This is a genomic window from Micromonospora zhanjiangensis (genome assembly GCF_042650605.1).
Classification (GTDB): domain Bacteria; phylum Actinomycetota; class Actinomycetes; order Mycobacteriales; family Micromonosporaceae; genus Micromonospora_J; species Micromonospora_J zhanjiangensis.
Genome location: NZ_JBHSBN010000002.1, coordinates 163,966 through 182,393, shown reverse-complemented (window position 1 = coordinate 182,393; position 18,428 = coordinate 163,966). Strand labels below are relative to the sequence as shown.

The 18,428-nt window shown below is 73.1% G+C and carries 18 protein-coding genes; 7 read left to right on the top strand and 11 right to left on the bottom strand.

Features of this window, described 5'->3' with window-relative positions; all coding sequences use genetic code 11:
• The first annotated feature begins 59 nt into the window (after window positions 1-59).
• From ACFOX0_RS03925 to ACFOX0_RS03905, 5 genes are all read left to right on the top strand, one after another.
• A complete protein-coding gene (locus ACFOX0_RS03925; RefSeq protein ID WP_377542085.1) occupies window positions 60-1,778 on the top strand; it encodes an alkaline phosphatase D family protein in 1,719 nt (572 codons plus the stop codon).
• 36 nt (window positions 1,779-1,814) lie between these two features.
• Window positions 1,815-2,264, top strand: a complete 450-nt coding sequence (locus ACFOX0_RS03920; protein ID WP_377542084.1) for a MarR family winged helix-turn-helix transcriptional regulator — start codon at window positions 1,815-1,817, stop codon at window positions 2,262-2,264.
• Between the two features lie 144 nt (window positions 2,265-2,408).
• Window positions 2,409-4,121 carry an MDR family MFS transporter gene (locus tag ACFOX0_RS03915; RefSeq protein WP_377542083.1) on the top strand — a complete coding sequence of 571 codons (1,713 nt, stop codon included), beginning with the start codon at window positions 2,409-2,411 and terminating at the stop codon, window positions 4,119-4,121.
• A 36-nt stretch (window positions 4,122-4,157) separates the two neighbouring features.
• Window positions 4,158-4,649, top strand: a complete 492-nt coding sequence (locus tag ACFOX0_RS03910) for a universal stress protein (protein ID WP_377542082.1) — start codon at window positions 4,158-4,160, stop codon at window positions 4,647-4,649.
• Window positions 4,650-4,740: 91 nt separating this feature from the next.
• Entirely contained in the window at window positions 4,741-5,271 is a 531-nt protein-coding gene (locus tag ACFOX0_RS03905) for a DinB family protein (RefSeq protein ID WP_377542081.1), read from the top strand.
• Window positions 5,272-5,311: 40 nt separating this feature from the next.
• Here ACFOX0_RS03905 and ACFOX0_RS03900 read toward each other — a convergent pair whose 3' ends face one another.
• From ACFOX0_RS03900 to ACFOX0_RS03890, 3 genes are all read right to left on the bottom strand, one after another.
• Window positions 5,312-5,932: an HAD-IA family hydrolase gene (locus ACFOX0_RS03900; RefSeq protein ID WP_377542080.1), complete on the bottom strand. Its 621-nt coding sequence runs from the start codon at window positions 5,930-5,932 to the stop codon at window positions 5,312-5,314.
• Between the two features lie 6 nt (window positions 5,933-5,938).
• The gene (gene smc, locus ACFOX0_RS03895) at window positions 5,939-9,517 is read right to left on the bottom strand and encodes a chromosome segregation protein SMC (protein ID WP_377542079.1); all 3,579 of its coding nucleotides are present in this window, start codon (window positions 9,515-9,517) and stop codon (window positions 5,939-5,941) included.
• 266 nt (window positions 9,518-9,783) lie between these two features.
• Window positions 9,784-9,978, bottom strand: a complete 195-nt coding sequence (locus ACFOX0_RS03890; RefSeq protein WP_377542078.1) for a hypothetical protein — start codon at window positions 9,976-9,978, stop codon at window positions 9,784-9,786.
• 380 nt (window positions 9,979-10,358) lie between these two features.
• Here ACFOX0_RS03890 and ACFOX0_RS03885 point away from each other — a divergent pair, with 380 nt between their 5' ends.
• On the top strand, window positions 10,359-11,477 hold the full coding sequence (locus ACFOX0_RS03885; RefSeq protein WP_377542077.1) for a CAP domain-containing protein: 1,119 nt from the start codon (window positions 10,359-10,361) through the stop codon (window positions 11,475-11,477).
• A 117-nt stretch (window positions 11,478-11,594) separates the two neighbouring features.
• Entirely contained in the window at window positions 11,595-12,542 is a 948-nt protein-coding gene (locus ACFOX0_RS03880; protein WP_377542076.1) for an endo alpha-1,4 polygalactosaminidase, read from the top strand.
• A 21-nt stretch (window positions 12,543-12,563) separates the two neighbouring features.
• On the opposite strand, the gene mutM is transcribed toward ACFOX0_RS03880, so the two are convergent.
• The 8 genes from mutM to rsmD form a co-directional block, all read right to left on the bottom strand.
• Entirely contained in the window at window positions 12,564-13,421 is an 858-nt protein-coding gene (gene mutM / locus ACFOX0_RS03875) for a bifunctional DNA-formamidopyrimidine glycosylase/DNA-(apurinic or apyrimidinic site) lyase (RefSeq protein ID WP_377542075.1), read from the bottom strand.
• The gene (gene rnc, locus ACFOX0_RS03870; protein WP_377542074.1) at window positions 13,414-14,292 is read right to left on the bottom strand and encodes a ribonuclease III; all 879 of its coding nucleotides are present in this window, start codon (window positions 14,290-14,292) and stop codon (window positions 13,414-13,416) included. Before rnc ends, mutM begins: the two co-directional genes overlap by 8 nt.
• Complete coding sequence (locus ACFOX0_RS03865; protein ID WP_377542514.1) at window positions 14,289-15,296, bottom strand: phosphate acyltransferase PlsX; 1,008 nt, start codon at window positions 15,294-15,296, stop codon at window positions 14,289-14,291. The genes rnc and ACFOX0_RS03865 overlap by 4 nt, the downstream gene beginning before the upstream one ends.
• A gap of 116 nt (window positions 15,297-15,412) precedes the next feature.
• Window positions 15,413-15,586, bottom strand: coding sequence for a 50S ribosomal protein L32 (gene rpmF / locus ACFOX0_RS03860; protein WP_377542073.1), 174 nt, complete (start codon window positions 15,584-15,586; stop codon window positions 15,413-15,415).
• Window positions 15,587-15,591: 5 nt separating this feature from the next.
• Complete coding sequence (locus tag ACFOX0_RS03855) at window positions 15,592-16,155, bottom strand: YceD family protein (RefSeq protein WP_377542072.1); 564 nt, start codon at window positions 16,153-16,155, stop codon at window positions 15,592-15,594.
• A 144-nt stretch (window positions 16,156-16,299) separates the two neighbouring features.
• On the bottom strand, window positions 16,300-16,797 hold the full coding sequence (locus ACFOX0_RS03850; RefSeq protein ID WP_377542071.1) for a hypothetical protein: 498 nt from the start codon (window positions 16,795-16,797) through the stop codon (window positions 16,300-16,302).
• Between the two features lie 244 nt (window positions 16,798-17,041).
• On the bottom strand, window positions 17,042-17,533 hold the full coding sequence (gene coaD, locus ACFOX0_RS03845; protein ID WP_377542070.1) for a pantetheine-phosphate adenylyltransferase: 492 nt from the start codon (window positions 17,531-17,533) through the stop codon (window positions 17,042-17,044).
• Window positions 17,530-18,093 carry a 16S rRNA (guanine(966)-N(2))-methyltransferase RsmD gene (gene rsmD, locus ACFOX0_RS03840; protein ID WP_377542069.1) on the bottom strand — a complete coding sequence of 188 codons (564 nt, stop codon included), beginning with the start codon at window positions 18,091-18,093 and terminating at the stop codon, window positions 17,530-17,532. The genes coaD and rsmD overlap by 4 nt, the downstream gene beginning before the upstream one ends.
• Window positions 18,094-18,428 lie beyond the last annotated feature (335 nt).

Genomic DNA, 18,428 nt, shown 5'->3' with positions numbered 1-18,428 from the left:
CCGGAGGTCCCGATCATGACGCACGACCGAGTTCCGTCCCCGCCCGGCTGGTCGCCGCGGTGACGACGGAACTGCTGATCGGCCCCCTGCTGCGCCGGGTGGTGGACACCCGGGCGACGATCTGGGTGGAGACCAGCGCGCCGGCCACGGTCCGGGTGAGCACGTCCGGCGGGGCCGCCGGCCAGTCGCGCACCTTCACCGCGTACGGGCACCACTACGCGCTGGTGGTGGTGCGCGGGCTGACGCCGGACTCGACCACGGAGTACCGGGTCCACCTGGACGACGACCCGGTGTGGCCACTGCCGGACGGACGACAGCCGCCCAGCGTGATCCGTACCCGGGCGGCGGACGACCGGGACCAGCCGGTCCGGCTGGTGTTCGGCTCCTGCCGGGAGGCCACCCAGCACTCCTCCACCCGGAAGCTGCCGCCGGACGCGCTGGACGCGTACGCCCGGCGGATGATGGCCGGCGACGGGCCGGGACCGGACTGGCCGGACCTGCTGGTGCTGCTCGGCGACCAGGTCTACGCGGACGTCACCTCGCCGCGAGTCCGCCGGCTGCTCAAGCGCCGCCGCCGGCGGCCGAAGAGCGCTCCGGCCGACCAGGTGGTGACCTACGACGAGTACACCAAGCTCTACCTGGAGTCCTGGCGCGACCCGGAGATGCGCTGGCTGTTCTCGACCGTGCCGAGCGTAATGATCTTCGACGACCACGAGATCATCGACGACTGGAACACCTCCGACTCCTGGCGCGCGGACGCCCGGCGGGAGCCGTGGTGGGCCGAGCGGATCGTCAGCGGCCTGGCCTCGTACTGGGTCTACCAGCACCTGGGCAACCTGCACCCGGACGAGATCGCCACCGACCCGCTGTACGCCAAGGTGGTCGCCGCCGAGGACGCCACCGCGCTGCTGACCGAGTTCGCCACCCGGGTGGACACCGAGTCGGACGTGGCGCACGACACCGAGAAGTGGCGGGCGGCGCAGTACCAGTGGTCGTACGCCCTGGACCTGGGCCGGACCCGGCTGGTGATGCTGGACAACCGGTGCAGCCGGGTGCTCGACCCGGCCCACCGGGCGATGCTGCCACCCGGCGAGTGGGGCTGGTTCCTGGACCGGGCGCACGGCCGGTACGAACACCTGGTGGTGGGCGCCTCGCTACCCTGGCTGCTGCCGCCCGGCATCCACCACCTGGAGTCGTGGAACGAACGGCTGGCCGCGTCGTCCCGGCCGCGGGTCGCGGCGCTGTCGGAGAAGCTGCGCCGGTCCTGGGACCTGGAGCACTGGGCCGCGTTCCGGCGGTCGTTCGAGGCGCTCGCCGAGCTGTTCGCCCGGCTCGGGTCGGGCCGGCCCGCCGGACCCGACGAGCGGATCGGCGCCGGACCGGCGTACCCGGCGCCCGCCACGATCAGCGTGCTCTCCGGGGACGTGCACCACTCGTACGTGGCCCGGGCCCGGTTCCGGCTCGACGGGGTGACCACGCCGGTGCACCAGCTCACCTGTTCGCCGATCCACAACCAGGTGCCGGCGCCGATGCGTCCGCTGATGCGGCTGGGCTGGGCGCGCGGCCCGGCCGGGGCGTTGGCCGGGCTGGCCCGCTCGGCGGGGCTGCCCCGACCGCCGGTGCGCTGGCGCAAGGTGGCCGGTCCGTACTTCGGCAACGCGGTGAGCACCCTGGTGCACGCCGGGGGGCGGGCCGACGTCCTGATCGAGGGCACCACCAGGGACGGGGAGCTGCGGACGGTGGCCGCGTTGCCGTTACGGACGGTCGAGGACCGGTAGCCACCCGGGTGGTCGGGTCACCGTACTCTCGTACCGGTGACCGACGACGAGGCCGCGCGGGGCGGGTCCGACATCCTGCGGACGGTGGAGGACGAGCTCACCGTGCTGTTGCGCCGGTTCCGGACGGTGTCCTGGGAGATGGCCCGCGAGGTGCACCCCAACCTGGAGGCCAGCGCGTACGGGCTGTTGCTCTGGCTGCGTCGGTCCGGTCCGATCCGGTTGACCGACCTGTCCACCCTGCTGGGCATCAGTAAGGGCACGCTGAGCCGGCAGTTGCGCGGCCTGGAGACGCTGGGCCTGGTGCAGCGGGATCCCGATCCGGCCGACGGGCGGGCCGCGCTGCTGGCGCTGACCGCGGAGGGCCAGCGCCGGTTCGACGAGGCCCGGACGGCCCGGCTGGGTCAGCTGCGGCGGACCCTGGAGAGCTGGCCGTCGGGTGAGCTGGCCGATTTCGCGCGCCTGCTGCACCGCTTCAACGAATCCTGACCCGCACCCGCCACCCCCGACGGTCGGCCCGGTCACGTTAATTGCCCAGGCTAACTAAATGGCATTACGGTTGCCCGAGGCAACGAGCCGGTCGGCGGGTGGCGGGTCCGACCGGGGGTACGGCTACCCGCCAGGGGATCAAAGATGACGCAGAGCGTAACCAGGCCGGCCGCGGCGCCGGCCGGCGCCGCGATGACCCACCGACAGGTGCTGGAGTCCCTCTCCGGCCTGCTGCTGGGCATGTTCGTGGCGATCCTGTCCTCGACGGTGGTCGCCAACGCCCTGCCCCGGATCCTGGCCGACCTGAAGGGCACCCAGTCGGCGTACACCTGGGTGGTCACCGCGACCCTGCTGGCCACCACCGCGACCACCCCGATCTGGGGCAAGCTCGCCGACCTGACCAGCAAGAAGATCCTGGTGCAGCTGGCCTTGGTGATCTTCATGCTGGGTTCGGTGCTGGCCGGCCTGTCCCAGTCCACCGGCCAGCTGATCGCCTGCCGGGTGGTGCAGGGCGTCGGGGCCGGCGGCCTCACCGCGCTGGCCCAGGTGATCATGGCCGCGATGATCTCGCCCCGCGAGCGCGGCCGGTACAGCGGCTACCTCGGCGCCGTGATGGCCGTCGGCACGATCGGCGGCCCGCTGATCGGCGGCGTGATCGTGGACACCTCCTGGCTCGGCTGGCGGTGGTGCTTCTACGTCGGCATCCCGTTCGCCATCGCGGCCATCGCGGTGCTGCAGAAGACCCTGCACCTGCCGGTCGTCACCCGGAAAGTCAAGATCGACTACCTGGGCGCCACCCTGATCACGGGCGCGGTCTCGGCGCTGCTGATCTGGGTCTCGCTGGCCGGCAACAACTTCGCCTGGCTGTCCTGGCAGACCGCCGCGCTGGTCGGCGGCGCGGTGCTGCTCGGCGCGCTGGCCATCCGCGCCGAGTCCCGGGCGGCCGAACCGATCATCCCGCTGCGACTGTTCCGGAACCGGACCATCACCCTGTCCGTGCTCGCCAGCATCGCGGTCGGCCTGGCCATGTTCGGCGCGTCGGTGTTCCTCGGCCAGTACTTCCAGATCAGCCGCGGGCAGAGCCCGACGATGTCCGGCCTGATGACCCTGCCGATGATCCTCGGCCTGCTGGTCTCGTCGACCGTGACCGGCCGGCTGATCAGCCGTACCGGCCGGTGGAAGCGCTACCTGGTCGCCGGTTCGATCCTGCTCACCATCGGCTTCGGCCTGATGGGCACGATGCGCGCCGACACCGACTTCCGGCTGCTCAGCTGCTACATGGCACTGATCGGCCTGGGCCTGGGCATGACCATGCAGAACCTGGTGCTCGCCGTGCAGAACACCGTCGGACCGCACGAGCTGGGTGCCGCCAGCTCGGTGGTCGCCTTCTTCCGCAGCCTCGGCGGCGCGGTCGGCGTCTCCGCGCTGGGCGCCCTGCTCGGCCACAAGGTGAAGGACTACTTGGCCGAGGGATTGGCCAGGCTGGGCATCCCGGCCACCTCCGGCGGCGGCACCAGGATTCCCGACGTGCACACGCTGCCCGCCCCGATCCGGGCGGTGGTGGAGACCGCGTACGGGCACGCCGCCGGCGACGTGTTCCTGGCTGCCGCCCCGTTCGGCCTGATCGCCATCCTGATGGTGCTGCTGATCAAGGAGGTTCCGCTGCGCCAGCAGAGCGGCAACGAGCTGTCCGCCCAGGTGGAGCGGGGCGCCGAGGTGGCCGCCGCCGCCACCGCGCCGGTGGTGCTGGAGGTCGGCGACGGCGGTGCCCGGCACGAGGCCCCCGGCCGCGCCGCACACCACGGGGACGACGGCGGGCGGCACGAGGCGCCGGCCGGCGGACGGCACACCCGGTGAGCTGACCTGGCCGAGCCGAACCGAGGCGGGTGCGCGGTGAGCACGGAGACGAACAGCGGACAGTACGGTCCGGTCGAGCGCCGGTCGGAGTTCGAACGCGGCACGGACGGCCCACGGGTGGTGCTGGTGGGGGTGGACGGCACCCGCACCTCGCTGCGGGCCGCCGCGTACGCGGCCGGACTGGCCCGCCGGCAACGGTCCCGGCTGGTGGTGGTCTACGTGGCCGCCCCGTCGGCGCTGAACATCCTGGGCGACGGGCTGATCGCCGGCGCGGTCCGGGGCTGCCAGGACGAACTCGCCGACGAGCTGCGCCGGGAGTGCCGCCGGGGCGCCGAGGAACTGGCCCTGCCGATCACCTTCCTGACCCGGCGCGGCGACCCGTACGGCGAGCTGCGCGCCGCCGCCGACGAACTGCGGGCCGACCTGGTGGTGGTCGGCTCGTCCGAGGGCACCGGGCACCGTCTGATCGGCTCGATCGCCAACCGGCTGGTCCGCTGCGGCCGCTGGCCGGTGATCGTCGTCCCCTGACCGGTGACTTCGGTCACGGGACGACGCACAGACCGGCCCGGCCCGCCGAAATGCCGTCGCACCTGTCGCAGCCGACCCGCACAATGCCCGGATGACGTGGACCGCACCGGCCGTGGACCGGAAGACCGAACCGTACGTCGGCGACGAGCGCACCATGCTCGAGGGCTGGCTCGACTACCACCGGCAGACCCTGCTGCTCAAGTGCGCCGGCCTGACCGCCGAGCAACTCAAGACCGCCAGCGTCGAGCCGTCCAAGCTGACCCTGCTCGGCCTGGTCCGGCACATGACCGAGGTGGAACGCTGGTGGTTCCGCATCCGGATCGCCGGTGAGCAGCTCGACGACCTCTACAACACGGACGCCAGTCCGGACGGTGACCTGGACGACATCGCCGACGCCGACGCCGAGGCCGACTTCGCCACCTTCGACCGGGAGGTGGCGGCGGCCCGCGAGGCGGTCGCCGGCAGGTCGCTGGACGACACCTTCGTGCGACGGCGCCCCGACGGCGGCAGCCATACCCGGAACGTGCGCTGGGCCTACATCCACATGATCGAGGAGTACGCCCGGCACAACGGCCACGCCGACCTGATCCGCGAACGCATCGACGGCGTCACCGGCGACTGACCGAACCCACCCCGGCCGTCGGCGGGCGGAGCCGACGGCGTCACACCGCCAGGGCGGCCCGCAGGTAGGGCAACCCGGCCGGCCCGTCCCACCGGTACGCCGGCAGCCCCGCCGCGCGGGCCCCGCTGACCGCCCGGTCGGTGTCGTCGACGAACAGCGTCCGCTTCGGCGGCGCACCGACCAGCCGGCAGGCCTCGACGAAGTACTCCTTTGTCGGCTTGTGCGCGCCGAGCACCGACGAGTTGACCACCACGTCGAGCTCACCGGCCAGCCCGAGGTCGGCCAGGTCGGCGTCGAGCGCGTCGGTGGCGTTGGTGGCCAGGCCGACCCGGATCCCGGCCGCCCGCACCTGGCGGATCAGGGTCAGCACGTCCTTGTCCACCTCGCCCCGGTAGCGCTGCCACTCGTCGACCGCGGCCCGGGCCCGGTCGGCGTCCACCCCGGACACCCGCAGCGCGTCCACCACGGTCGCCATCCAGTCGGCGTGGGTGATCTGACCGGTGATGGCCGGTTGCAGCAACGCCCAGCGCATCGCGGTGTCGTAGAGGGCGCCGGCCGGCAGGTCGTACCGGCGCTCGACGGCGGCGACCACCTCCGGGTCCCACCGCCGCAGTACGCCGTCCATGTCCACCAGCAGGGCACTCGCGCGTTCCCGGGGCATTCTGGGTCATTCCTCTTCGTTGTTGAGTCGCTGGCTGATCACCTGGGTCACGCCGCCGCGCATGGTGACGCCGTACAGCGCGTCGGCGACCTCCATGGTGCGCTTCTGGTGGGTGATGATGATCAGCTGGCTCTTCTCCCGCAGCTGCGCCATCAGGGTGATCAGCCGGCCCAGGTTGACGTCGTCGAGGGCCGCCTCCACCTCGTCCATGATGTAGAACGGGCTGGGCCGGGCCCGGAAGATGGCCACCAGCATCGCCACCGCGGTGAGCGACCGCTCGCCACCGGACAGCAGCGACAGCCGCTTGATCTTCTTACCCGGCGGCCGGGCCTCCACCTCGACCCCGGTGGTGAGCAGGTCCTCCGGGTCGGTCAGCACCAGCCGCCCCTCACCACCGGGGAAGAGCACGGTGAAGACCTGCTCGAACTCGCGGGCGGTGTCGGCGTACGCGCTGGCGAAGACCTCCAGGATCCGGTCGTCGACGTCCTTGACCACGGTGAGCAGGTCCTTGCGGGTGGCCTTGAGGTCCTCCAGCTGCTCGGAGAGGAACTTGAAGCGTTCCTCCAGCGCGGCGAACTCCTCCAGCGCCAGCGGGTTCACCTTGCCGAGCAGGGCCAGCTCGCGTTCCGCCTTGGCGGCCCGCTTCTCCTGCACCGGACGCTCGAACGGCACCGGCTCCGGGACCGGCCTGCCGTCCCGTTCGGCGGCGGCCACGTCCGCGTCGGTGGGCGGGACGGGCTGCCGCGGGCCGTACTCGGCGACCAGGGTCTCCACGTCCAGCGCGAAGTCCTCGGCCGCCTTGGCCTCCAGCTGCTCGATCCGCAGCCGCTGCTCGGCCCGGGCCACCTCGTCCCGGTGCACCTCGTTGGTGAGCCGGTCCAGCTCGCCGCCGAGCCGCTTGGCCGCCGCGCGTACCTCCTGCAGCTCGGCCTCCCGGGCGGACCGGGACCGGGCCACCTCGTCCCGGCGCCGCTCGGCCTCGGCCAGCGACACCGCGAGCCGGGCCAGGGCCTCCCGGGCACCGAACTCGACGGCCCGGGCGATGCCGGCTCCCCGGGTACGGGCGGCGCGGCGGGCCGCGGCGCGTTCCCGGGCGGCCCGTTCGGCGCGGGCCTGCCGGGCCAGCGAGTCGGCCCGGCCGGCGATGGAGGCCACCCGCTCCTCGGCGGTCCGCACCGCGAGCCGGACCTCCATCTCGTTCTGCCGGGCGGCCGGCAGGTAGCGGGCCAGTTCGTCCCGTTCCTCGGCGGAGGGTTCCTCGTCCAGCGGCAGGTCCTCGGCGGCGCGCAGCCGTTCCTCCAGGTCGGCCAGCGCGGCCAGGTCCCGTTCCCGGGCCTGCTCGGCGCGGGACCGGGACTCAGCCAGCCGGTCGGTCTCGGCGGTGGCCGACCGGGCGGCGGCACCGAGTTCGGCCAGCCGCCGGGCGGCGGCGTTGCGCTGTCCCTCGGCCTCCCGCCTGACCGCCGCGGCGGCGGCCACGGCCTCCTTGCGCTCGGCCACCTCGGCGCGCGCCTCGGCCAGTTGCTCGCGCAGTTCGGCGCTGGTCTGCTCGGCGGTCAGCCGGTTGGCGCGGGCCTCCTCGACGGCGGCCTGCACCTCGATGAAGCTGGGCGCCTTGGCCGACCCGCCGGCCGCCGCGTACGCGCCGACCACGTCGCCGTCCGGGGTGACCGCGCGCAGTTCGGCGTGGTCGGCCACCAGCTCGGTGGCGGCGGCCAAATCCGGCACCAGCACCACGTCGCGCAGCGCCCGGTACACCGCAGGACGGATCTGTTCCGAGCAGGTGATCACGTCCGGCGCCCAGCGGGCGCCCTCGGGCAGCGCGGGGCGCAGCGCGTCGGGCGAGCCGAGATCGCCCGGCCCGGCCGGCGAGCCGACCAGCAGACTGGCCCGGCCCGCGTCGGAGATCTTGAGCAACCGCATCGCCTCGGCCGCCTCGTCCACCCCGGCCACCGCGACCGCGTCGGCGAGCGCGCCCAGGGCGGCGGCCAACGCCGCCTCGTGCCCCGGTGCGACGGTCAGCATCCCGGCCAGGCCACCGAGCAGGCCGGGCACCTCGTCCGCCCGGGCCAGCAGCGTGCCGGCGCCGTCCTTGCGGCGCAGCCCCATGGCCAGCGCCTCCTCGCGGGCCTTCCAGGTCGCGGCGTCCTTCTCGGCCGCCCGTTCCGCGTCGGACAGCGCGCGTACCGTGGCCGCGGCCCGGTCGTGGGCGGCCTGCGCCTCGGCGTGCCGGGCGTCCAGGTCGGCGTTGTCCCGGTCGGCCTCGCTGGATTGCTCGGCGACCGCGTCCAGTTCGGTCTGCGCCTGCTCGGCGCGGGCCTGGGCGTCGGCGTGCGCCGCCGCGAGCCGGGCGATCTCCTCGGCGGCGCTGGTGGTCCGGGCCCGGGCCGAGTTGACCTGGCCGGTCAGCTTGGCCAGCCCCTCCCGTCGGTCGGCGAGCGCCTTGGCCGCGGTGACCAGCGCCCGCTCGGCCGCGGCCAACTGCCGTTCCAGCTCCTGCCGGTGCTCGACCGCCTCGGCCAGCCGGACCTGGTCGTCGGTGAGCGCCGCCCGCAGTTCCTCCTCCTGGTCGCGGACCTTCGCCGCCTCGGCGTCCAGCTGGTCCGGGTCCCGGCCGGGCCGCTCGTCGTCCGGCGTGGCGCTCAGGTGCCGCAGCCGCTCCCGGGCCAACTGCTCGGTGGACCGGAACCGTTCCTGCAGCGCGGAGAGCTTGTACCAGGCGTCCTGCGCGGCGGCGAGCAGCGGCGCGTCCTCGGCCAGCGCGGCCTCCAGTTCGGCCAGCCGGTACTGGATCTCGGTGTGCTCGGCCTCGACCTGTTCCCGGCGTTCCCGCACCGCCGTCTCGTCGGCGATCTCCTTGTCCAAGGTGGCCCGCAGCGTGTACAGGTCGTCGGCGAGCAACCGCAGCCGGGCGTCGCGCAGGGTGGCCTGGATGCCGGCGGCGCGCCGGGCCACCTCGGCCTGCCGGCCCAGCGGCTTGAGCTGGCGACGCAGCTCGGCGGTCAGGTCGGTCAGCCGGTTGAGGTTGGTCTGCATCGCGTCGAGCTTGCGCAGCGCCTTTTCCTTGCGCTTGCGGTGCTTGAGTACGCCGGCCGCCTCCTCGATGAACGCCCGGCGGTCCTCCGGCTTGGCGTGCAGCACGGCGTCGAGTTGCCCCTGACCGACGATGACGTGCATCTCCCGGCCGATGCCGGAGTCGGAGAGCAGTTCCTGGATGTCCAGCAGCCGGCAGGAGTTGCCGTTGATCTCGTACTCGCTCTCGCCGGAGCGGAACATCCGGCGGGTGATCGACACCTCGGTGTAGTCGATCGGCAGCGCACCGTCGGTGTTGTCGATGGTGAGGGTGACCTCGGCCCGACCCAGCGGCGCCCGGCCGGCGGTGCCGGCGAAGATCACGTCCTCCATCTTGCCGCCCCGCAGCGCCTTGGCGCTGTGTTCGCCGAGCACCCAGGCGATGGCGTCGACGACGTTGGACTTGCCGGAGCCGTTGGGGCCCACCACGCAGGTGATGCCCGGCTCCAGCTTGAGCGTCGTCGCGGAGGCGAAGGATTTGAAGCCCTTCACCGTCAGGGTCTTGAGATACACGTTCGGCGATCCTCGTCCGGCGGGCCCGCCGGGCAGCGCCGCCTGCTGGCACTGCCGGCCCGCCCGCGCTGCGGGGCCTGGTCGTCCCGGAGCCTAACGCCCAGCTACGCCCGGTACGGCACGGGGCGCGCCGTCAGCCTACCCGCTGCCTGGTCACGCGCCCCGTCGGACAGCACTGCGCGCCGGCACAATGGGTGTCGGCGCGCGTTTTCTGGTGCGATTTTCAGTTGTCCGACCGTCGGGCGCCCGCTCGGGCGCCCTGTTGCTCAGGTCAGGGCGGGCTCGGTGAGCCGCATGAGGTCATGCGCCTCGGCGGCCGCCGCCGCGAGTCGATCATTCTCGGCACGCAGCCGGGTCGTCTCGAACTCCAGCGCCTGAACCCTGGCACGCAGTCGGGTGACCTCGTCGAGCAACCGCCGTTCGGGCGCCGCACCAACGTGGCCGTAGAGGGCCTTCGCCATTTCGTCTCCTTGTTATGCGCTGCCGGAAAGGCCGGTCCAACGCGCGCCCAGCTGTTCGCGACTGCATCCCGCGACTTCACACGGGCATGACCGGGCGCGACTGGCGACCCTTCTATAGTGTGCCGACCTACCCGCTTAGTCAAGTTTCACTGAGACGCGGGTCACTCACGCGTCAGCCAGCCCCCGGCTTCGCAGGCCGCCACAAGGCACGAACGACATCACTGTTCGGACATGTGAAGTCTACCGTCAGCGAACCGGGACGTCGTTCATGTGGATCTTTGGCTCCGCCTTATTTCTTCCTTAGCCGCGTTGCCCCCGGCATCCGGGCGCCCGTAGCTTCCCCCACGGCAGCTCATCGGCGATCCAGTGGAGGATTTCTCGTGCACGGGTGGAACGACCCGCTCGACCCCGACCGGCACTACCGGCGCCCGGACCCCGGCGATCAGCCCGGCTACCGGCGGACGGACGAGCCGTGGCACCAGGGCGAGCCGGCCGGGCCCGACGACCGGGACCCCTACCGGTCATACGGACACCACCGCTACGACGACGGGCGCTACGACGACGAGCCGGTGCAGCGGGACCCGTACCAGGTGTCCGACCGGGACGGCTACGACGGTTACGCCGGCTACGCCGGTTATGACGCCGTCCCCGGCCGGTCCGCGGCCTGTCCCCAGCCGGACGGCGGGGAGTTCCGCAGCGGCGCGAACTTCTTCACCGTACCGGTGGGCCGGCCGCCGGCCGACACGGACGAGCCGACCGAACGGCGGCGGTTGCCCCGGCCGGCCGTGTTCGCCGGGGCGGCGGCGGCCGCGACCCTGGCGGTGATGGTGGGCGTCGGCGCGTTCCTGCTGCCCTCCGGTTCCGACGACACCGGCCGCCCGACGTCCGCCGACGGTGCGGTCGCGCCCACCGCGACGCTGCCCGGCGCCGACGCCCCGCTGCTCAACCCCTCCGACGGAGCGACGCCGACGCCGGGCGCGCCCAGCCCGGCGGTGAAGCCGAGCACCGCCGCGCCGACCGTCCGCAAGGCCACCCCCCGGGCCAAGCCGCCGGCCAGCACCAAGCCGGACGCCGGCGCCGGGTCCGACCGCACCAACGTCACCGCCGGTCTCAGCAGCCAGGAACAGCAGGTCGTCGACCTGGTCAACAAGGAACGGGCCGGCGCCGGCTGTGCCGCGGTGACCGTCGACAACCTGCTGATGAAGGCCGCCCGGCTGCACACCCAGGACCAGGCCAGCCACAACAACATGTCGCACACCGGCAGCGACGGCAGCAGCATGCAGCAGCGGATCGACCGGGTCGGCTACCAGTGGCGGTCGATCGGCGAGAACGTGGCGTTCGGCCAGCGCACGCCGGCCGAGGTGATGGACGCCTGGATGAACAGCCCCGGGCACCGGGCCAACATTCTCAACTGCGGCTTCACCCAGATCGGCGTCGGCGTGGTGCCGGCCGGCAACGGCCGGCTCTACTGGACGCAGGACTTCGGGACGCCCCGGTAGTCCCGCCCGTTTCCTCCCCGAGCGCGGGGCCGGCCGGTCCACCTGGCCGGCCCCGCGCCGTTTCCGGGGTGCCGCGCCCCGGGCGCCCGGCGACTCGTTGGGCCCTCGGGGGTGGCCATGGGGACCTCGCGGTCGGAAGCCCGCCGGATGGTGCCGGCGCTGGGCACGGTCGCGCTGCTGCTCTGCGCCGCCGGGTGTGCGGCGTTTCGGGACCGGCCCGCGCCACCGCGTCCGTGGACCGTACCGGCGCCCACCTGGCAGTGGCAGCTCACCGGCGCGCTGGACACCTCGGTCGACGCGGACGTCTTCCTGCTCGACCCGGTGACCACGACGGCCGACGACGCCCAACTGCTGCACTCCCGGCAACGGCGGCTGATCTGCTACGTCGAGGCCGGCGCGGTACGCCGTACCGATCCGGACGCGACCCGGTTCCCGGCGGCGGCGGTCGGTGGACCGGTCGGGCCCCCGACGCCACCCGCCGCCGGGGTGACCGTCGCACCACCCGGCGGCACCGGTGGCGTCGGCCCGGCAACCCCGGCGTTCACCCCCACGGGTACGCCCCTCTCGTCCCGACCGGCGGACCCGGATCGCGCGACCGGCGGGGACGCCCGGTGGTTGGACGTCCGCCGGTGGGACGTGCTGGAACCGGTGCTGACCGACCGGCTGCGGTTGTGCCGCGGCAAGGGGTTCGACGGGGTGGCCTTCGGGCGGGTGGACGGGTGGGCCTACCGGACCGGGTTTCCGCTGACCTTCGACGACGGGCTGGCGTTCAACCGGCGGCTGGCCGCCCTGGCCCACTCGTTGAGCCTCTCCGCCGGGCTGGTCGACGACCTGCCGCAGGTGGCGGCCCTGCAGCCCGATTTCGACTTCGCGGTCAACCAGGAATGCGTGCGTTACCGGCAGTGTGACCGACTGCAGCCCTTCGCCGGCGCCGGGAAGCCGGTGCTGCACGTCGAGTACACCGGCCGTACGGCGGAGTTCTGCACCACCAGCCTGGGCTACGGCTTCGCGTCGATGCGCAAGGACCGGACGCTCGGCGTCTGGCGCCAGCCGTGCCTGCGCTGAACCGGGCCCGGGCCCGCGGGGTCAGACCCGGACGGCGGTACGGGGGCGGGGCTGGCAGCGCGGGCAGCTGAACGACGAGCGGTTCATGAACGCCTCGCGGCGGATCGGCGCGCCGCACCGGTGGCAGGGCAACCCCTCCCGGCCGTAGACGTCGAGTGACCGGTCGAAGTAGCCGCTCTCCCCGTTGACGTTGACGTAGAGCGCGTCGAAGCTGGTGCCGCCCTGGCCGAGCGCCTCGGTGAGGACGTCCCGGACGTGTCCGAGCAGCCGATCCGCGGCCGGTCGGGTCAGCGCGTCGGTCGGTCGGGCGCCGTGCAGCCGGCTGCGCCAGAGCGCCTCGTCGGCGTAGATGTTGCCGACGCCCGAGATGAGCGTCTGGTCCAGCAGCGCCCGCTTCACCTCGGTACGCCGACGGCGCAGGGCTGCGGTGAACCCGGTGTCGGAGAAGAGCGGATCCATCGGGTCGCGGGCGATGTGCGCGATCTCCGACGGCAGCTCGGCGCCGCCCGCCGACACCGCCAGCCCGCCGAACGTGCGCTGGTCGACGAAGCGCAGCTCGGGCCCGTCGTCGTCGAAGGTGAACCGGACCCGCAGGTGCGTCTCCTCGGGCGCGTCCGCCGGCTGCACCAGCAGTTGGCCGGACATCCCCAGGTGGCCGATCACCGCGTCGCCGCTGTCCAGCGGCAGCCAGAGGTATTTGCCCCGCCGCCGGGCGGCGGTGATCGTACGACCGGCGAGCAGCGCCGCGAAGTGCGCGGCGCCCGGCAGGTGCCGGCGGATCGCCCGCGGATGGCGGACCTCGACCAGCGCGATCCGCCGGCCGGTGACCCAGGTCTCCAGGCCCTTCCGGACCGTCTCGACCTCGGGCAGCTCAGGCACGCGGCACCGGTCCGGCGGCCGGCGGCACCACCTCGCCGTCGGCCGGGTCACCCATATCGACCGGCACCGCAGGGTCGGTCGGGTCGGCCGGTGCGGCCAGGTCCGTGGGCGACTCGGCCGGTACGGTCGGCTCGACGGCCGGGGTGCCCGCCGGCTCGGCGACCTGTTCGGACAACTCCCGCCAGGCCGCCTCGGCGGCCCGCTGCTCGGCTTCCTTCTTGCTCCGCCCGTCCGCGCCGCCGTACCGGGTGCCGGCCACCACCACCCAGGCGGTGAAGGTCTTCGCGTGGTCGGGACCGGCGTCGTCGATCCGGTACTCCGGGACGCCGAGGCCGAGCGCGGCGGTCAGCTCCTGAAGGCTGGTCTTCCAGTCCAGGGCGGCCCCCCGGCCGGCGGACTCGGCCATCAGCGGGTCGAACAGCAGGTGGATGACCTTGCCGGTGGTCTCCAGCCCGTGCTGCAGGTAGATCGCCCCGAGCAGGGCCTCCAGGGTGTCGGCCAGGATGCTCGCCTTGTCCCGCCCGCCGGTGGCCTCCTCCCCCTTGCCCAGCAGCAAATAGGGGCCGAGCCCCTCGGGGCCGAGCCGGCGGGCCACGTCGGCCAGCGCCCGCATGTTGACCACGCTGGCCCGCAGCTTGGCGAGCTGCCCCTCGGGCAGATCCGGGTGGTTGTGGAACAGGGCCGTCGTGATGACCACACCGAGGACCGAGTCGCCGAGGAACTCCAGCCGCTCGTTGGTGGGCAGGCCACCGTTCTCGTACGCGTAGGAGCGGTGGGTCAGGGCCCGCTCCAGCAGCTCCGGTTCCAGCGAGACGCCGAACGCCGCCTCCAGATGGCCGACCGGCGCTCGGCGCCGCTTGTCGTTGGTCATGCGCGTACCTCGGTGTCCGTCGGTTGGTCGTTCCGGCTGGGTGCGGCGAGCAGGGCGGAGATCGTCGAGATCGCGTCCCGCCGGTGCAGGTGGGCGGCGAGGGCGATGCCGGAGGCGAGATCGTAGTCGGCGGCGGCGCCGTGGCAGACCACCACGGTGCCGGCGACGCCGAGCAGGGCCGCCGCGCGTGGTGGACCGCCACTGCCGGCGGTCGGGCCACCGGCCATCGCGTACGCGCCTTCGATGCCCTTGAGCAGGACGTTTCCGGTGAAGCCGTCGGTGACCACGACGTCGGCCCGGTCGCCGAGCGAGACGTCGTACCCCTCGACGAGGCCGACGTAGCGACCACCGCACGGCAGGGTCGCGTCGGCCAGCACCGGGTCGGCGGCCCGCCGGGCGCGATCCCCCTTGCCCGGTTCGGTGCCGATCGAGAGCAGGCCCACCCGGGGCCGGGCCAGCCCGTGGGCGGCCGCCGCGTAGGCGGCGCCGAGGGCGGCGTGCCGGGCGAGCGTCGCCGGCTGGGCCTCCACCGAGCCGCCGACGTCGAGCAGGACCACCGGGCCTGCCACCGCCGGCATCGTGGCGACCAGGGCGGGGCGGCGGACCTGCGGCCAGCGGCCGAACCCGAGGGCGGCTGCGGTGACGGTCGCCGCGGTCGAACCGGCGGAGACCACCGCGTCCGCGTCGCCGGCCAGCACGGCGTCCACCGCGCCGCGGACCGACAGCCCGGCCGAGCGGTGGGATCCGACGGCGCCGTGGGCGGACCCGTTCCGTACCCCGGCGGGAACGGACGGCCGGGCTCCGACCGGGCGGACGGCGACCCGGTCGCGGACGTCCGGTTCGAGTACGCGAAGCAGCCCGTCGGCCACCTCGGGCGGGCCGACGAGCAGCAGGTGAAGGTCCGGGTCGGCGCTCAGCGCCCGCAGAGCGCCGTCAACCACGACGGCGGGAGCATCGTCCCCGCCGAGGAGGTCGACGGCGATCCGCACGGTGCCCGGCTCCACCGGTACGCCGACCGTGGGTAAACGGTCGACGTCGAAGGGAGCCGGTGCACCGGGCAACCGCCGGGGCGCGTGCGCCGTCCGACCCGGGGTCGGTGGCGTCACTCGGCGTCCAGGATTCAGACCTCGATGACTTGGCGGCCGTTGTAGGTGCCGCAGACGTGGCACGCGGCGTGCGGCAGCTTCGGCGACTTGCACTGCGGGCAGGCAACGGTGGAAACGGCCGTAGCCTTCCAGTTCGCCCGGCGCGACCGGGTGTTGCTGCGCGACATCTTGCGCTTGGGGACGGCCACGGTTCCTACTCCTCTTTACGGGTCAGTTGCGACAGGCCAGCCCAGCGCGGGTCGATCTGCTGGTGGCTGTGGTCAGCCGGCAGTTCGTCCCAGTGCACCCCGCACTCGGGGCACAGGCCTGGGCAGTCGTCTCGGCACAGCGGGTTCGTCGGCAGTGCGAGCACCACCGCGTCCCGCAGCGCCGGCTCCAGGTCGATCAGGTCGCCCTGCAGCCGGCCCACCTCGTCCTCTTCGGTCGTCTCGTCCGTGGTGCTGTTCTCGTACGCGTACAGCTCCTGGATCTCGACGGTCAACGAGTCGTCGATCTGGCGCAGACAGCGGCCGCACTCGCCCCGCAGGGGACCGGAGACGGTCCCGGAGACGAGTACGCCCTCGGACACCGACTCGAGTCTCAGGTCGAGGCTCAGGTCCGCGCCCACCGGCACGCCGATCAACTCCAGGCCGAGGTCCTCCGGTGCCGGCACCACCCGCTTGACCGTACGCAGAACACCAGGTCGGCGCGGTAGCTCCCTCGTGTCGAGGACCAGCGGCGACCTGGGGTCGAGGTGGGTCGGCAGATGCTTGGGCATAGTCAGACTCCGGCCTGTACGAGGCCGACGAAACAGGTTACCTGAGCAGCGGCTCCGGCGTCGAACCGGGGGCTTCGTCGGCGGTGGGCTTGCGGGGCCGGTCCGGCGACCGGCGGTGGTCGGGCGGCGCGGGCGGGCCGGCGGTCAGAACGGCAGGGGGCGTTCCGCCTCGTCGCCGCCGAAGGTACCGATCTCGCGCAGCGCGTGCATCTTGTCCCGGCCGCGCTCTATCGAGGCCAGCGCCCGGGTGAGGAACTGCTCGAAGTTGGCCAGCGCGGTGTCGACGTAGTCGTCCACCTCCTCGCGCAGGCGCTGGGCCTCGGCCCGCGCCTCCGCGACGATCCGGGCGCCCTCGTGCTCGGCCGAGACGGTGATCTCGTTCACCGAGACCAGGCGGGCGTGTTCCGCCTCACCCTCGCTGATGATCCGGTCGGCCTCCCGCTTGCCCGCGTCCATGATCTTGTCGCGCTCCTCCAGCAGGGCGGCCGCCCGGCGCAGGTCGGCGGGGAGCTCGGCGCGCAGCTCGTCGAGGGCGCCGATCATCTCGCCGCGGTCGACCATGCAGTTGTTGCGCGACATGGGGACGGATCGCGCCGTCTCCACCATTGCGATGATCTCGTCGATGCGGTCGAGCGGGTCCACCGGTACCTCACTCCTCGTCGTTCGTACGGCCGGACCTCCATCATGCGGTGTCCGGTCCGGTTACTGCTCAACCTAACGATGCGGTCCACTCACCCAATGATGCGGTCCGGGACGAACCGAGGGTCCGACCCGCCCGGCACGGCGCGTCGCATTTGTCCCTTTATCGGGCTCGGCGTCCGACCGACTCCGGCTCGTACCGCGCCGCCCGGACGCCGGCGGTCCGCCCGGACCAGGCCGGCCGGGGTCAGCCGTCGCGCGGCGGCGGGCCGAGCCGGTCGGCGAGCGCCCGGCCGACCAGGTCCGGTACGTGCGACGACACGTCACCGCCCCACTTGGCCACGTCCTTGACCAGGCTCGACGACAGGAACGAGTAGAGCGGGTTGGTCGGCATGAACAGCGTCTCCACCCCCGCCAGCCCGATGTTCATGTGCGCCATCTGCAGCTCGTAGTCGAAGTCGCTGACCGCGCGCAGCCCCTTGACCAGCACGTCCGCCTGCTGCGCCCGGCAGAAGTCGACGAGCAGCCCACGGAACCACTCGACCCGCACGTTGCCGAAGGTGGCGGTCACCTCCCGCAGCATGGTGACCCGCTCGTCGACCGTAAACAGGGAACTCTTGGTCTGGTTGACCGACACCACGACGATCACCTCGTCGAACAGCCGGCTGGCCCGGCCGATGATGTCCAGGTGCCCGTTGGTGACCGGGTCGAACGAGCCCGGACAGACCGCACGTCTCATGATCGGCGACCGTACCAAAGGGTGGACTCGCCGTACCGGCGACTGCGCTGGGCAGTGACGCCTTCCACCCAGGTGACCGGCCCGGTCCGGGTGGCCCGCTCGACCACGACCACGGCGTCCGCCGCCAGCCACCCGCCGTCGACCAGCGCGGCCACCATCGCGGTGATCTCCTCCCCGGGTACGGCGTACGGCGGGTCGGCGAAGACCACGTCGTACGGGTCGCCCTCGGGGCCGGCGGCGAGCACCTGGGCCACCTTGCCGACCACCAGGCGGGCCGCCGGGGCGGCGTCCAGGCTGGCGATGTTGCCCCGGATCACCCGGGCGGCCCGCGCGTCGGACTCGACCAGCAGCACGTGCTCGGCGCCCCGGGACAGCGCCTCCAGGCCGACGGCACCGGAACCGGCGTACAGGTCGGCCACCCGCGCCCCTTCGAGCCCGACCATCGACTCCAGCGCGCTGAACAGCGCCTCCCGTACCCGATCGGCGGTCGGCCGGGTGCCCTCACCGGGCGGCGCGGCGATCCGCCGCCCGCCGAGCGCGCCCGCCACGATCCGGGTCATCCCCGCTCTCCTGTCATGTTGCCGACGGTACGGGAGTGAAAGGTGTCGTGAGTTGAGGCCGCAAGATACACCAGTGGGAGTTGGCCGAGGACTGTTCGTGTATCAAACATCACGAATCAGCATCATCATTCTTAGCGCGATCTGAAGGCTGTTTCGGTACCACCGCAATCGATAAGGTCTGGCGCTGTGCCGGCTGCTTTTCCGCCGGCTACGACGTGGGGAAGGCGGGTCAGCGGTCGCGCGAGCACACGCAGCGACCTGGACCGTCGGGCCCCCGCGCCGTGCCCCAACGCCTCCCCTCTTCTCAGGAGTCCGTGTGATCCTCCCCAAGCTGT